Origin of the sequence: Pseudomonas grimontii, assembly GCF_007858185.1 — a bacterium.
Classification (GTDB): Bacteria; Pseudomonadota; Gammaproteobacteria; order Pseudomonadales; family Pseudomonadaceae; genus Aquipseudomonas; species Aquipseudomonas grimontii.
Map to the genome: position 1 here is coordinate 154,390 of NZ_VFES01000014.1, position 14,626 is coordinate 169,015.

Below are 14,626 nucleotides of genomic sequence, written 5' to 3' on the forward strand. Positions count from 1 at the left end.
TCCATTCTTCAATCCGAACGCGTTGATCAGAACACGACGGTCTTGTTGCCGTGCACCAGCACGCGGTCTTCCAGGTGATAGCGCAGGCCACGGGCCAGTACCATCTTCTCGACATCCCGACCAAACCGCACCATGTCCTCAATGCTGTCGCTGTGGCTGACGCGCACCACGTCCTGCTCGATGATCGGACCGGCATCCAGCTCTTCGGTGACGTAATGGCAGGTTGCGCCAATCAACTTCACGCCACGCAGCGAAGCCTGGTGGTAAGGCTTGGCCCCCACAAACGACGGCAGGAAGCTGTGGTGAATGTTGATCACCTTGCCCGCGTATTCGCGGCACAGCTCCGGCGGCAGGATCTGCATGTAGCGCGCCAGCACGACCACGTCGGCCTCGTGCTGCTTGACCAGGCGAGAGACCTCGGCGAACGCCGGCTCCTTGTCCTGCGGGTTGACGGGCACGTGGTAGTAGGGAATGCCATGCCACTCGACCATGCTGCGCAGGTCGTCATGGTTGGAGATCACGCAAGCGATCTCGCAGTCCAGCTCATCGCTGTGCCAGCGGTGCAGCAAGTCAGCCAGGCAGTGGGATTCGCGGCTGGCCATCAACACCACGCGCTTTTTCTGCTCGGTGTCGGTGATGTGCCAGGTCATCGAAAACTCTTCTGCGATTGGCGCAAATGCCTCGCGGAAAGCCTCAAGACCAAAGGGCAGCGTGTCGGCACGGATTTCGTGACGCATGAAGAACCAACCGCTGAGATTGTCCGAGTGATGACTCGCCTCGGTGATCCAGCCGTTGTGGGAGGCCAGAAAGTTACTGACTTTGGCAACGATGCCGACCCGGTCCGGGCAAGCAATCACCAGCCGAAAAGTGCGCATTAGGGGGGAACTCCAGAACTTCGCAAAGGCCGCCATTCTAGCGATTGTGCAGAAAAACTGCAGTATTCGTTGAGCCTTATTCTGATCCCCTGCCCTGCCCCCCCCTTAATAGCGCATGGTTTTACCAGCGCTATATGAACGAACAGCGCAAGCCGCAGCAATTATGCAAATTTTAAGGACATTATTTTCGGGTTAGCACCTATTAATTAACTCGATCGCATAGCGCCTTCACAAACATTCAAAGTAATTCACCTAAATGCGCTCTTAAATGTTTACTTGAGGAAACCGCCTGACTATTATTGGGCCACTATCCTGTCAATCAGCGTTCTACATAAGGTAGTCCACATGTCTCTGATCAACGAATACCGTGCCACCGAAGAAGCTATCAAAGAGCTGCAAGCTCGTTTGAAGAATCTGTCCCAAGATGACAAACTCAAAACCGAGCTGGAATTCGAAGGCAAACTGCGCACCCTCATGGGCGAGTACTCCAAATCCCTGCGTGACATCATCGCGCTGCTGGATCCAGAGTCGAAAGTTAAAGCACCCCGTGGCGCCGTAAAAACTACCGGCACCAAACGTGCTCGCAAGGTCAAGCAATACAAAAACCCGCACAACGGCGAAGTGATTGAAACCAAAGGCGGCAACCACAAAACCCTGAAAGAGTGGAAAGCCAAGTGGGGCGGTGATGTGGTTGAAGGCTGGGCTACCCTGCTGGGCTAAGCTTCGCCAGGTCTGCGCTTGATACGCGACCCATTAAAAACGCCAGCCTGCTGGCGTTTTTTATTGATCGTCTTTTCTACAAACCGCTATTACGCATTCACACGAGCGGCTAAAGAGTCAGCATATTCCTGCCACTGCTCCAGCACCTGCTGCTGAAACGGCGTGGCACTAACGGCCAACTCCTGCCGAGCCTGATTAAATGCCTCCAGGGTATTCGGCGCGCCGAATTGAGGATTTTCCAAACGTTGCTGACAGAAAAGTTTCCAGCGTTGTTGCTCCTCGCTGTTCAGCGTATCGGGGAAGTTACGCGCCCGGTAGCGAAACAATAGTTCAGGCAAACGGTGATCATCAAAAGGCCACTGCTGGCTAGCTAATTGCGCAGGCTCAGCCGCCCGGACTTGCTCGCATAAGCGTCGATCACGATCCCCGATAAAACCCTCGTAAAGCTGCTGTTCCGGGTCTGAACTCGGTGCAAAATCTTCCTCGGCGTAAATGACCGCCAACTTATCGCGCCAAAGTTCCTGTGCGTCAGTTAGCCGCAGCGCCCGCGCCTGGCAAATATCCATATCCAATTGCAGGCGCTCACGATCCTCGGCCCGCAGTACGTTCAAGGGCGCGACCACGGGGCAACGGTTGATATGCACCAACTTGAGCGGCACCGGCAGCTCACCTTCGGCAAGGTCCTCACGACGGGTATACAGGCGTTGGCGCAAGGCAGCGGCATCCAGGTCCAGCAGCCCCTGGGGATCGAGCCCAAGGTCGCAGACAATCAGCGCATTGCGGTTGCGCGGGTGCCAGGCCAAGGGCAGCACGACCCCCAGGTAATGACGCTCGGCAGAAAAACGTCCGGAGATATGCACCATGGGTTGCAGCAAGCGCACCTGGTCCATCACCCGTTGCTTGCTGCGCAGTTGAAACAGCCAGTCGTATAGCTTGGGCTGCTTCTCACGAATCAGGCGCGCCAGGGCGATCGTGGCACGCACGTCGGATAACGCATCGTGGGCCTGGCCGTGGTCAATGCCGTTGGCGGCGGTCAGGCGCTCGAGCTTGAGGGTCACGCGCCCGTCCTGCTGCGGCCACTCGATGCCTTCCGGGCGCAGGGCGTAGGCAGTGCGAACCACATCGATCAGGTCCCAACGGCTGTTACCGCCCTGCCATTCCCGCGCGTAGGGATCGAAAAAATTGCGATACAGGCTGTAGCGCGTCATTTCATCGTCAAACCGCAAGATGTTGTAGCCTGCGCCGCACGTACCCGGAGCCGCCAGTTCGGCATGTACACGGGTCATGAAATCGGCCTCGGCCAGGCCTTTTTCCGCCAGTGTTAGAGGGGTGATGCCGGTAATGGCACAGGCGGCGGGATGGGGCAGGATGTCGTCGCTGGGCTGGCAGTAAAGATTGACCGGCGGGCCGACTTCGTTGAGATCGAGATCCGTGCGAATGCCGGCAACCTGGAGTGGGCGATCGCTGCGTGGGTTGATGCCGGTGGTTTCATAGTCGTACCAGAAAATGGAGGTCACGGGCTGTTCCTGTGCTGAAGATCGACAAAGTCTAGGCGTTGAGCCGTGTTCGGGGCCAGCACCAATTACACTGTACAAACATCCAGCAAAACCTTGAATAGTTGCTTCCATCGCCGACGCTGTTAGCATCCGTGTCTCCAACCGCTCTGCACTGCCAAGGATCGCGATGCCATCAGCCCCATTGGATACCCTCTACCAGATCGAGACCCCGGAGGGCATCGACCTGCCACTTCGCCCCGCCGGCCTGGTGCCACGGGCGCTGGCATTTGCCTTCGACCTCGGCGCACGTGCAGTGATCATGGGCGTGCTGCTGGTGCCATTGGCGTTGCTCGGCAATATAGGTATCGGCCTGGGGTCGCTTCTGCTGTTCCTGGTCAGTTGGTGGTACATGGTACTGTTCGAGGTACTCAACCAGGGCTGCTCACCGGGCAAACAGGTCATGGGCTTACGGGTCGTGCAGGACGACGGCACCCCCATAGGCTGGTCAGCGTCGCTGATTCGCAACCTCCTGCGGTTTGTCGACATGCTGCCTTTCGGCTACTTTCTCGGCGCAATCAGTTGCCTGCAACACCCTCACTTCAAACGCCTTGGCGACCTGGCCGCCGGCACCCTGGTGGTCTACCGCGAACAGCCTCTGGCACGTCCACAGGTACCTCAAGCTGCGGCACTGCGCTTGCCGTTTGCCCTGGACCTGAGTGAGCAGCGAGCGATTCTTGGCTTCGCGGAACGCCAGGGTGAACTGTCCGTAGAACGGGTACACGAGCTCGCCTCGATCCTTGCAACGCCGCTGCAAGTGTCTCCGGCCCGCGCCGTGGAGCAACTCAATGGCGTGGCCCGCGGCCTGCTGGGGCCAACATGAAGCAGAGTCTTTTCGAAAGCCGTCACCAACACCAGTGGCAATCTTTTGCCGAACAACTGAAACAGTTGGAACAAGGCAAGGCCAAGGCCAGTGACGTGGCCGATTTCCCTCATCAATACCGACGCCTATGCCAGCACCTGGCCCTCGCCCAGGAGCGCGGCTACAGCAGTTACCTGGTGGACCCCCTGCAACAACTGGCGTTGCGCGGCCATCAACAACTGTATCGCCACCGCAGCCAATTGGCGGCGAATGTGCTGGGTTTCATACTCGCCGACTTCCCGCGACTGGTGCGAGAACAGTGGCGTTTCGTGTTGATTGCCAGCCTGCTGTTCTTTGGCAGCCTGCTGGGCATTGCCCTGCTGGTCTACCTGTTCCCCGACCTGATCTACAGCATTGTCAGCCCCCAGCAGGTGGCCGAGATGCAGGGCATGTATGACCCTGAGGCCAGCCGGCTGGGGCGCGCCGCCGAACGTGCGTCGAGCGAAGACTGGATGATGTTTGGCTACTACGTCATGCACAACATCGGTATCGCCTTTCAGACATTTGCCGCCGGTTTGCTGTTCGGCCTGGGCAGTGTGTTTTTCCTGATATTCAACGGGCTGATCATCGGCGCGGTTTCCGGGCACCTGACCGAAATCGGCTATGGGCAGACCTTCTGGTCATTTGTCATCGGCCATGGGGCCTTTGAGTTGACGGCCATTGCACTCGCCGGTGCCGCGGGCTTGCAACTGGGCTGGGCGTTGATCGCCCCGGGGCAACTGACCCGTGGCGAATCCCTGCGGCTCGCAGCGCGCAAGAGTGTGCAACTGCTGTGCGGTGTCATGGTGTTCCTGCTGATCGCCGCATTTATCGAAGCCTACTGGTCTTCCACCACCCAGATCGCCCCTTGGGTCAAATACCTGGTAGGCGCTGCACTCTGGCTGCTGGTGGCGACTTACCTTACCTTTGCCGGACGGACTCGCCATGCGCCTGAGTAATGCCAGCGTGGCGATTCGCCCGCGTACCGCATGGGAGGCCATGGACCTTGGGGTACTAATGGCCCGGGAACATCGCCTGCTGTTGATGAGCAGTTGGGCGCTGGTGACCCTGCCGGTTTTTGCCCTGCTTACCGCGTTGCTGTGGAAATACCCGTCCACAGCCATGTTCCTGTTCTGGTGGTTCAAACCGGCGTTCGACCGCTTGCCTCTATATATCCTCTCCAAAGCCCTGTTCGGCGAAACGCCAAGCCTTAAGCAGGCTGTGCGCGAATGGCCAAGACTGCTCAACCACCAACTGCTGGCCAGCCTGACCTGGCGCCGACTTAGCCTCAGCCGCAGTTTTGTGATGCCAGTCAGCCAGCTCGAAGGCCTGGACGGCCAGGCGCGTCAGAAACGCCTGGGCGTGCTGCAGCAGCGCAATTCCGGTGCGGCGCGCTGGTTGACCACCGTTGGGGTGCACCTGGAAATCGGGTTGTGGTTCGGCTGCATGGCGCTGTTCTATCTATTCATTCCGCAACAACTTGAACTGGATTGGGATTGGCAACGGTTGGCGCTGGCGACAGGCGCCGAGGGGGTCTGGCTGGAGCACTTGAGCAACGCCTTCTACGCCTTGATCCTGGTATTTTGGGAGCCCATCTACGTCGCCTGCGGTTTCAGCCTTTATCTGAATCGTCGCACCCTACTGGAGGCGTGGGACCTGGAGCTGGTATTCCGACGCCTGCGCCAGCGCCTGAGCAATGTGGCGCCCCTGTTAATGCTGGTGCTCGGGCTGACCTTGCTGCCATTCAACCCGCCCGCCATGGCGGATGAAACCAAACCACTGCCACCCCAAAGCGCAAGCCAGTCCATCAAGTCGCTGCTGGACAAACCACCCTTCAAAAATCCGGAAACCGTCACCCGCTATCGCTTTGGCGAAGAAAAGCCCGTCGTTAAAAACAAGGCGCACAGTGACGGCAAACTTCCGGCGTGGCTGCAGGCACTACTGGACAACCTCAACAGCGATACTTTCAAGCCTGTCGCCCAAGGCCTGGAAGTACTGTTATGGAGCCTGCTTATCGGTGGCGTGGCCCTGGTGATATGGCGTTATCGGGACTGGTTGCGCACCTTTGTCAGCCAGCGCGGGGCACGTATACCCAAAGCGGCGAAACCATCACCCGCGCAATTGTTCGGCCTGGAACTGGGCACCGAGACCCTGCCTGAGGATATCGCCAGCACTGCCGAGCAACTCTGGCCTAACCAACCACGGGAAGCCCTCGGCCTTTTGTATCGTGGCCTGCTGAGCAGGTTGCTGCATGACTTCAACCTGCCCCTTAAAAGCGCTGACACCGAAGGTCAGGTCCTGCAACGCGTTCACCAGTTGCAACAGCCGCAGTTGCTGGCCTTCAGTGATGAGTTGACTCGGCACTGGCAAAACCTTGCCTATGGCCACCACCTGCCCCCGGTCTCAGCCCAGCAGAAATTGTGCAACGATTGGCGCGTCCTGTTCAGTTCGGGAGGCGCCCAATGAACCGGCCATTACTGTGGGTGGGGCTGCTGTTGGCGTGCCTGCTTGGAGCGGGCGGCTTTTATGCCTGGAGCAAAGCGATCCCCTATGAAGAAGTGGTGGACCGCGGCCCCTCCCCGGAAGCCATGGCCAACCCTTACCTGGCGGCCGAACACTTTCTGCGCCAGCAAGGCCTGGCCGTGGAACACGCCAATGGCCTGGAACGCCTGACTACCCTGCCCGCCAAGGGCAACAGCCTGCTGTTACTGGGCGAACGCAGCAACATGTCGCCACGCCAGGTAGGTCAACTCCTGGACTGGGCCAAGTCCGGCGGCCATCTACTGGTAGTCGCCGAGGCTCTGTGGGATGAAGAAACCGGCAAGAGCGGCGACCTGCTGCTTGATCGCCTGCATATCCACCAGGCTCTGAGCGATGAACCCGAGGACACAGCCCCGGCCCGCAAAAACAAAGCACCGGACCTGACCAAACTCTATGTCGACAATGACACCGCCCCGGCGTATTTCAGTTTCGACACCGACTTCAACCTCATCGACCCCAAGCACCTGGCACAATTTTCAGCCAATAGCGCCAGGTCGAGCCACTTGATGCAACTCGACCTAGGGCAGGGCCGCGTAACGGTGATCACCGACAGCGACCTGTGGAAAACACCGGCTATTGGCAAGCACGACAATGCCTGGCTGCTGTGGTATCTGACTCAGGGCAGTGCCGTGACCTTGTTGTTCAACAGCCATGTGGATGACCTATTCACCCTGCTGTTGCGTTACTTCCCCCAGGCGTTGGTGGCGCTCATTGCCCTGATTGCCCTGGCACTCTGGCAGGCGGGGATGCGCCAGGGACCAATCCAGGCGCCCGGCCCCAAGGCGCGTCGGCAATTGCAGGAACACCTGAAGGCCAGCGCCGACTTCCTGCTGCGCCGCAGCGGCCAAGGCACGCTATTGCAGGCCTTGCAGCTCGACATCCTGCGCGCCGCAAAGCGGCGTCATCCCGGCTTTGAACATCTCGACAACACCGAACGGGGGCGAGTGCTTGCCCACCTGACGCGCCAACCCTCTCACGTCATCAGCCAGGCCCTCGGCCCACTCCCGGCAAAACGGCTTTCCAGTGCCGATTTCAGCCGGCAGGTGGCGTGCCTGCAAACCCTCAGGAATGCCCTATGAGCGAATTTCCCAGCGCTAACACCCTGCCCGGCGAACCCCTTCAACGCGCCAGCCAGCAGGCCCAGGCCCTGCGCATTGAACTGCGCAAGGCGGTGATCGGGCAGGATCAGGTGATCGATGATGTACTCACCGCCCTGATCGCCGGCGGCCACGTATTGCTCGAGGGCGTACCCGGGCTGGGCAAGACCTTGCTGGTGCGTGCCCTGGCCCGTTGCTTTGACGGCGAATTCGCGCGGATCCAGTTCACCCCGGACCTGATGCCAAGCGATGTCACCGGCCACGCGGTGTACGACCTGCACACCGAACAGTTCAAGCTGCGCAAGGGTCCCGTGTTCACCCACTTGTTGCTGGCTGACGAAATCAACCGCGCCCCGGCCAAGACTCAGGCGGCCCTGCTCGAAGCCATGCAGGAACGGCAAGTCACCCTCGAAGGCGAGGCGCTGCCCATCGGTCAGCCGTTCATGGTACTTGCCACGCAAAACCCCATCGAACAGGAAGGTACCTACCCCCTGCCGGAAGCCGAACTGGACCGTTTCATGCTCAAGGTACGCATGGACTACCCCGAAGCGCAGCAGGAACTGGATATGGTGCGTGAAGTGACGCGCTCATCACGGGCCGACATGCTGGACGTGCAACCGTTGCGCACCGTGCTGAAGGCCGAGGACGTACTGCAACTGCAATTGGTCGCCAGTGAACTGGCCCTGGATGAACAAGTGCTCGACTATGCCGTGCGCCTGGCGCGAGCTACTCGCAGCTGGCCGGGACTGGCCATAGGCGCCGGCCCACGAGCCTCCATCGCCTTGGTCCGCGGCGCACGCGCACGCGCATTGTTACGTGCAGGCGAGTTCGTCACGCCGGATGACATCAAGGGCTGTGCCCTGGCAGTACTGCGCCATCGTGTACGTCTTGCGCCAGAACTGGATATAGATGGGCTGGAGGTCGACCAGGTGCTCAAGCAACTGCTGGACCAGATTCCGGCCCCCCGGCAATGACCCGTCCATGAAACCGACCCGTCTGTTATTGGCCTGGCTTGGCGTACTGCTGGGCTTGAGCATCCTGCTGGGCGCTGCGGCAGCCTTGCAGTTCAAGGTCCCCGACACCTTGCACTCAATAGCGTGGGGCTTGCTCCTGGCGCTGTTGCTGCTGGCCATGCTGGACGCGCTGCGACTGCGCCGTCGCCCGTCGCCGCGCGTGTACCGGCAGATGCCCGGCAGCCTGGCGTTGGGCCGCTGGGGCGAAGTCCGTCTGACCCTGGAATATGACTACCCACAGGCGCTGACGGTGCAGGTGTTCGATCACGTCCCCGATGGGTTAAGTGTGGAAAACCTGCCCCAGGCCATCGAATTGCGCCCCGGTGAACGCAGTGAACTGGGTTATCGCCTGCGCCCCTTGCGGCGCGGGCATTTCACTTTCAGTCGCTGCGAAATCCACCTGCCCAGCCCCTTGGGGCTCTGGTCTGCAAGACGCTTTATCGAAGCCGAGGATGCCACCCGTGTCTATCCGGATTTCGCCCGCCTGTACGGGGCACAACTGCTGGGTGTGGATAACTGGCTGAGCCAACTGGGGGTACGTCAACGGCAACGACGAGGCTTGGGACTGGAGTTTCATCAGTTACGCGAATTTCGTGAGGGCGACAGCCTGCGGCAAATCGACTGGAAAGCTACTGCGCGGCAACGTACCCCCATCGCCCGGGAGTATCAGGACGAGCGCGACCAGCAGATCGTGTTCATGCTCGATTGCGGCCGCCGCATGCGCAGCCAGGATGATGAGCTGTCCCATTTCGACCACGCCCTCAATGCCTGCCTGCTGCTCAGTTATGTGGCCCTGCGCCAGGGCGATGCGGTGGGGTTGTGCACCTTTGCCACTGACCAGCCACGCTACCTGGCGCCGGTCAAGGGCAGTAGCCAGTTGAACCTGTTACTCAATACGGTCTATGACCTGGACACCACCCGCCGAACCGCCGACTACCAGGCAGCAGCCAGCCAACTGCTGGCCCGGCAAAAACGTCGGGCATTGGTAATCGTGGTCAGCAACCTGCGGGATGAGGACGATGAAGCCCTGCTCTCCGCCGTCAAGCGCATCAGTCGCCAACATCGGGTGCTGGTGGCCAGTATGCGTGAGGAAGTACTCGATCTGCTGCGCCAATCCCCCGTACAAACCTTGCCCGAGGCCCTGGCCTACAGCGGCACTGTCGACTACCTCAATACGCGGGATGAATTGCATGACCGCATGACCGCCCACGGCCTGTCGGTGTTGGATACGTTGCCATCAGAAATGGGGGCGGCCCTGGTGACACGCTACCTGGGCTGGAAGAAAGCCGGGGTTTTCTAAAAAAAGCGCACGACTGCGGCAGGGACAGTAGCCCCCGGCCGCGTCGACGACGCGCTGCGTCTAGGCCGAAGCCTGCAAGGGATCAAAACTGAAGTACTGCAACAACACGTTGATCAGTTGCCCATATTCCTCGGGAGCCTCAAGCACGCTGAACCCGGAATCGTAGTGCTGCGGGTTAATATCTTCATGGCTCCACAGACAGGTCGCCGTGATGTCGATGACATGGAACGTGTCGTCCGCCCCGGGTATCTTCAAGCACAACTCGAAATCAACATCGACCATCATGGGTAACTGGCTGATCAACATCAGCCCATCTTCAGAGACGTTACCCAGAAAACCTATGGGTTTGTCGGTGAGACGGTTAAACACTTGCAGGAAATACGGTAGTTGATGCCGCTCGATCCGTCGGTCGGTAAACATGGTGAGATCGCCATCCAGTGGCCATGACTCTGGCCGTGCCAGTGATTCGGAACGAGCGCGAGCGCTCGCTCTCCCTGGATCTCGGTGTGACAACGAACAACATTTCGTCACTAGACAGCTGCCGAATCCGGGCCTTGCATCCGCTTGAATAGAAACTTGTACAAACGAACATTGAAAGAATAGCCCAAGACTGGCAACGGGCCAGTGATTAAACGACGAATGCCATTACAACGAGGCAGGACGCGGCTGTGCCACGCTCGCACCAGGGTAATGACCCAGTTGCTGCAGGGTGTCCAGCCTCGCGCGGGCACGGTAGGCATACTCGCTCGACGGATATTGGTTAATGATGAATTGATAGGTTTGCACTGCGTCAACGAACAGCTTCTGTCGTTCCAGGCATTGCCCGCGCAACATCGAGACTTCCGGCTGTACATAACGCCGGGTACGGCTCTCGCGGTCGACCTGGGATAGTTCCAAAGTGACACGCTCGCAATCACCGACCTTGTACGCACGGTAGGCATTGTTCAAATGGTGGTCCATCGACCAACGGGTGCAGCCGCCAACACTGACGGCCAGGGCAGCAATGAGCAAAATTCGCATGAGGGTTCTCCTGTCTTGTGCAGTGTATCGACCCCTCGTCAAAAATCTTCAAGGCTGTTCATCTATTCAATCGAAGCGAAAACAAACGAATCATCGATAAGTAGTGCAAACGAACAATGACTACAACCAAAGAGCATAGTAGCCTTCCTCAGCGCTTGAACTCAGGAGTCTGTGCATGTCCGTCCGTCGTACCAAAATCGTCGCCACCCTTGGCCCGGCCAGCAACTCGCCGGAAGTCCTCGAACAGCTGATTCTGGCTGGTTTGGACGTTGCCCGTCTGAACTTCTCCCACGGCACCCCGGACGAGCACAAGGCTCGCGCCAAGCTGGTGCGTGACCTGGCCGCCAAGCACGGCCGCTTCGTCGCACTGCTGGGTGACCTGCAAGGCCCGAAAATCCGTATCGCCAAGTTCGCTAACAAGCGTATCGAGCTGAAGATCGGTGACAAGTTCAGCTTCTCCACCAGCCACCCGCTGACCGAAGGCACCCAGGACGTCGTGGGTATCGACTACCCGGACCTGGTCAAGGATTGCGGTGTCGGTGACGAGCTGCTGCTGGACGACGGTCGCGTTGTAATGCGCGTTGATACCGCGACTCCGACTGAATTGAATTGCACCGTGATCATCGGCGGCCCGCTGTCCGATCACAAAGGCATCAACCGTCGCGGTGGTGGCCTGACCGCCCCAGCCCTGACTGAAAAAGACAAGGCCGACATCAAGCTCGCCGCTGAAATGGAAGTGGACTACCTCGCCGTGTCCTTCCCGCGCGACGCCGCCGACATGGAATACGCTCGTAAACTGCGCGATGAAGCCGGCGGTACCGCCTGGCTGGTGGCGAAGATCGAACGCGCCGAAGCCGTGGCCGATGACGAAACCCTCGACGGCCTGATCAAGGCGTCCGACGCCGTGATGGTTGCCCGTGGCGACCTGGGTGTGGAAATCGGTGACGCCGAACTGATCGGTATCCAGAAGAAGATCATCCTGCACGCCCGCCGCCACAACAAAGCGGTGATCGTCGCGACCCAGATGATGGAGTCGATGATCCAGAACCCGATGCCGACCCGAGCCGAAGTGTCCGACGTGGCCAACGCCGTGCTCGACTACACTGACGCCGTGATGCTCTCGGCTGAAAGTGCCGCCGGTCCGTACCCACTGGAAGCCGTGCAGGCCATGGCGCGCATCTGCGTCGGTGCCGAAAAGCACCCGACCAGCAAGACCTCCAGCCACCGCATCGGCAAAGTGTTCGAGAGCTGCGACCAGAGCATCGCCCTGGCAGCCATGTACACCGCCAACCACTTCCCGGGCGTGAAAGCGATCATTGCCCTGACCGAAAGTGGCTATACACCGTTGATCATGTCGCGTATCCGTTCTTCGGTGCCGATCTACGCGTTCTCCCCGCACCGCGAAACCCAGGCCCGTGCGGCCCTGTTCCGTGGTGTGTACACCGTACCGTTCGACCCGGCTTCTCTGCCGCCCCATGAAGTCAGCCAGGCTGCCATCGACGAGCTGATCAAGCGCGGCGTTGTAGAGAAAGGCGACTGGGTTATCCTGACCAAGGGCGACAGCTACCACACCATCGGCGGCACCAACGGCATGAAGATCCTGCACGTTGGCGACCCAATGGTCTGAGTGACCCGCTGAAAAAAATGTGGGAGGGGGCTTGCTCCCGATGGCGGTGAATCAGCTACAAACTAGCTGACTGACACACCGCATCGGGAGCAAGCCCCCTCCCACATTTGGTTAGCGCCTGTCCCTGAAACCCGACAACGCCGCAATCGCCTCCGGCGACCTCAGTCGCTGGGTAAACAGCGCGCCCTCCTCCTCAATCACCTGCCTCAACTGCTCGCGATCAACGCTTTTCATCAACTGCTTGGTCACCTGCACCGCGCCCGGCGCCAGGGTTTCAAAGCGCAAGGCTATCTCACGTGCCTTGGCCAACGCAGCTTCACCGCTGCCCAACGCCTCGGTGGCGATGCCCCACGCGGCAGCCTGTTCACCACTGAACCCTTCGCCCAGCAGCAACAATTCAGCCGCCTTCGCGTGCCCCAGCAAACGCGGCAGGATCAGGCTGGAGCCAAACTCCGGACACAGCCCCAAATTGACGAACGGCATGCGCAACCGTGCATCGCGGCTGATGTACACCAGGTCGCAATGCAGCAGCAGGGTCGTGCCGATACCCACCGCCGCACCCGCGACGGCTGCGATCACCGGCTTGCGGCAGTTGAGCAGGCTTTTCATGAAGTGAAACGGCGGGCTGTCGAGGTCGCTGGGCGGTTGTTCGAGAAAATCGCCGATGTCGTTGCCGGCGGTAAAACACTCGCCGCTGCCCTGGATCAGCACGGCGTTGATGTCCGGGTCCGCGTCGGCCTGCTCCAACGCCTCGGCCAATTGGCTGTACATGGCTCGAGTGAGAGCGTTTTTCTTGTCCGGGCGATTGAGCTGCAGGGTCAGCAGCCCGCGCTCGCGGTGCTGCAGGATGGCGTCGGTCATGGCGAATCTCACGGCAGTGGAATTCAGCACTCAACCACGGGGCAGGAACACGTCGGCCAGCAGTTGATTGCGCGGCAGTCCCGCCAGGAACAAGCGTTTGGAAAACGCCTCGACGCTGACGGGGTGCCCGCAGAGTAAGGCCAGCGTTTGCCGGGAAACAAGCCGCAGTTGCGCCAATGCCTGGGTCAACTCCGCCGCGGTCCACAACTCCACCGTCAGGTTGGGATGATGTGCCGCCAGCTCGGCCAGGGGCCCAGCCAGGTAATGCCCGTCGCCATCATGGGCCAGGTGAATCAGGCGGATGGCGCCCTGGTGATCCTGGCGCAACGCCTCGCGCAGCACACCCCACAAAGGTCCCAGGCCGGTACCGGAAGCCAGCAGCCACAGCGGCCGGGATTGCCAGTCGGGATCGTATTGCAGCGCGCCGCCACGCAACTCTCCCAGGCGCAGGTGATCACCCACCGACAACGCGCGCGCGGCATCGCTGAATGCGCCGGGCTGGCCGCAATCGATATGAAACTCCAGGAAGGCATCCTCCTGAGGCAGGCTGGCCAGGGAATAAGGCCGTGCCACCTGCCCCGCCCACACCACCAGATGCTGCCCGGCGCGATACCGCAACCCGCGCTCCGGTTGCAGCCGCAGACGCAGCACCGAGGCATTCAACCAATCGGCACCCACGACCTGGGCCGGCAAACCGTCACGCAGCGGATCGAAGGCTTCGACCTGCAGATCGCCGATCACCTGGCACTGGCACGCCAGGCGCCAGCCCTCCTGGCGTTGCACCGGGCTCAGGGCAGCGGGTTGCGGGTCCTCGACCTCGCCCTGGCAGCGCACCAGGCACGCATGGCAACTGCCGGCACGGCAACTGTAAGGCACGGCCACACCCGCCTGGTTCAAGGCATCCAGCAGGTTGCTGCCGGTGGCTACCGACCAATGGCGTTCGCCGACGTACAGTTCAGGCATATCAGGACTCAATCACAAGGGGCGCGCACAGGGAATCATGCCTGCGACAGTTTGACCATAGTCGGGTGTATCGGCCACCGTGCCGGGTTATACTGCCGCGCCTTTTTAGCGTCGCGCCTGCACCACTTTGGCGTGCCTTGGAAAGGTGGTTTCAGCCGACCGATGCAACACTGGAGCCACCTTTATTGAATGTTCCCTTATAGAGGAGCGCGACT

At 60.2% G+C, this 14,626-nt stretch carries 14 protein-coding genes; 8 read left to right on the forward strand and 6 right to left on the reverse strand.

The annotated features are described in order from the left end of the window. Positions 1-26 precede the first annotated feature (26 nt). Positions 27-875: a formyltetrahydrofolate deformylase gene (purU, locus tag FIV39_RS21645; protein WP_015885632.1), complete on the reverse strand. Its 849-nt coding sequence runs from the start codon at positions 873-875 to the stop codon at positions 27-29. A 345-nt stretch (positions 876-1,220) separates the two neighbouring features. Between purU and mvaT the strand changes: the two genes are divergently transcribed. Further along, on the forward strand, positions 1,221-1,595 hold the full coding sequence (gene mvaT / locus FIV39_RS21650; protein ID WP_003175830.1) for a histone-like nucleoid-structuring protein MvaT: 375 nt from the start codon (positions 1,221-1,223) through the stop codon (positions 1,593-1,595). Positions 1,596-1,684: 89 nt separating this feature from the next. On the opposite strand, the gene sbcB is transcribed toward mvaT, so the two are convergent. Further along, the gene (gene sbcB / locus FIV39_RS21655; protein WP_090400579.1) at positions 1,685-3,112 is read right to left on the reverse strand and encodes an exodeoxyribonuclease I; all 1,428 of its coding nucleotides are present in this window, start codon (positions 3,110-3,112) and stop codon (positions 1,685-1,687) included. Positions 3,113-3,278: 166 nt separating this feature from the next. Between sbcB and FIV39_RS21660 the strand changes: the two genes are divergently transcribed. From FIV39_RS21660 to FIV39_RS21685, 6 genes are read left to right on the forward strand one after another with little or no spacing between them, the layout of a single operon-like run. Next, positions 3,279-3,971 (forward strand): RDD family protein, encoded by a 693-nt coding sequence (locus tag FIV39_RS21660; protein WP_090400580.1) that lies wholly within the window; start codon positions 3,279-3,281, stop codon positions 3,969-3,971. After that, positions 3,968-4,948, forward strand: coding sequence for a stage II sporulation protein M (locus FIV39_RS21665; protein WP_090409787.1), 981 nt, complete (start codon positions 3,968-3,970; stop codon positions 4,946-4,948). The genes FIV39_RS21660 and FIV39_RS21665 overlap by 4 nt, the downstream gene beginning before the upstream one ends. Then, positions 4,935-6,455, forward strand: coding sequence for a DUF4129 domain-containing protein (locus tag FIV39_RS21670; protein ID WP_090400581.1), 1,521 nt, complete (start codon positions 4,935-4,937; stop codon positions 6,453-6,455). Before FIV39_RS21665 ends, FIV39_RS21670 begins: the two co-directional genes overlap by 14 nt. Then, the gene (locus FIV39_RS21675; protein ID WP_090400582.1) at positions 6,452-7,609 is read left to right on the forward strand and encodes a DUF4350 domain-containing protein; all 1,158 of its coding nucleotides are present in this window, start codon (positions 6,452-6,454) and stop codon (positions 7,607-7,609) included. The genes FIV39_RS21670 and FIV39_RS21675 overlap by 4 nt, the downstream gene beginning before the upstream one ends. Beyond that, positions 7,606-8,601, forward strand: coding sequence for an AAA family ATPase (locus FIV39_RS21680; protein WP_090400583.1), 996 nt, complete (start codon positions 7,606-7,608; stop codon positions 8,599-8,601). The genes FIV39_RS21675 and FIV39_RS21680 overlap by 4 nt, the downstream gene beginning before the upstream one ends. Positions 8,602-8,608: 7 nt before the next feature. Further along, complete coding sequence (locus FIV39_RS21685) at positions 8,609-9,940, forward strand: DUF58 domain-containing protein (RefSeq protein ID WP_090400584.1); 1,332 nt, start codon at positions 8,609-8,611, stop codon at positions 9,938-9,940. 60 nt (positions 9,941-10,000) lie between these two features. Here FIV39_RS21685 and FIV39_RS21690 read toward each other — a convergent pair whose 3' ends face one another. Both FIV39_RS21690 and FIV39_RS21695 read right to left on the reverse strand, forming a co-directional pair. Continuing rightward, positions 10,001-10,360, reverse strand: a complete 360-nt coding sequence (locus FIV39_RS21690; protein ID WP_090400585.1) for a PilZ domain-containing protein — start codon at positions 10,358-10,360, stop codon at positions 10,001-10,003. 225 nt (positions 10,361-10,585) lie between these two features. Further along, the gene (locus FIV39_RS21695; protein ID WP_090400586.1) at positions 10,586-10,960 is read right to left on the reverse strand and encodes a tol-pal system YbgF family protein; all 375 of its coding nucleotides are present in this window, start codon (positions 10,958-10,960) and stop codon (positions 10,586-10,588) included. Positions 10,961-11,135: 175 nt separating this feature from the next. On the opposite strand from FIV39_RS21695, the gene pyk reads away from it, so the two are divergent. Next, positions 11,136-12,587 (forward strand): pyruvate kinase, encoded by a 1,452-nt coding sequence (gene pyk / locus FIV39_RS21700; protein WP_090400587.1) that lies wholly within the window; start codon positions 11,136-11,138, stop codon positions 12,585-12,587. A gap of 111 nt (positions 12,588-12,698) precedes the next feature. Here the strand turns inward: pyk and FIV39_RS21705 are convergent, their stop codons facing one another. Together FIV39_RS21705 and FIV39_RS21710 are read right to left on the reverse strand one after the other, a co-directional pair. After that, on the reverse strand, positions 12,699-13,448 hold the full coding sequence (locus tag FIV39_RS21705; RefSeq protein ID WP_090400588.1) for an enoyl-CoA hydratase-related protein: 750 nt from the start codon (positions 13,446-13,448) through the stop codon (positions 12,699-12,701). A gap of 30 nt (positions 13,449-13,478) precedes the next feature. Beyond that, positions 13,479-14,411, reverse strand: a complete 933-nt coding sequence (locus FIV39_RS21710; protein WP_090400589.1) for an iron-sulfur-binding ferredoxin reductase — start codon at positions 14,409-14,411, stop codon at positions 13,479-13,481. Positions 14,412-14,626: the final 215 nt, after the last annotated feature.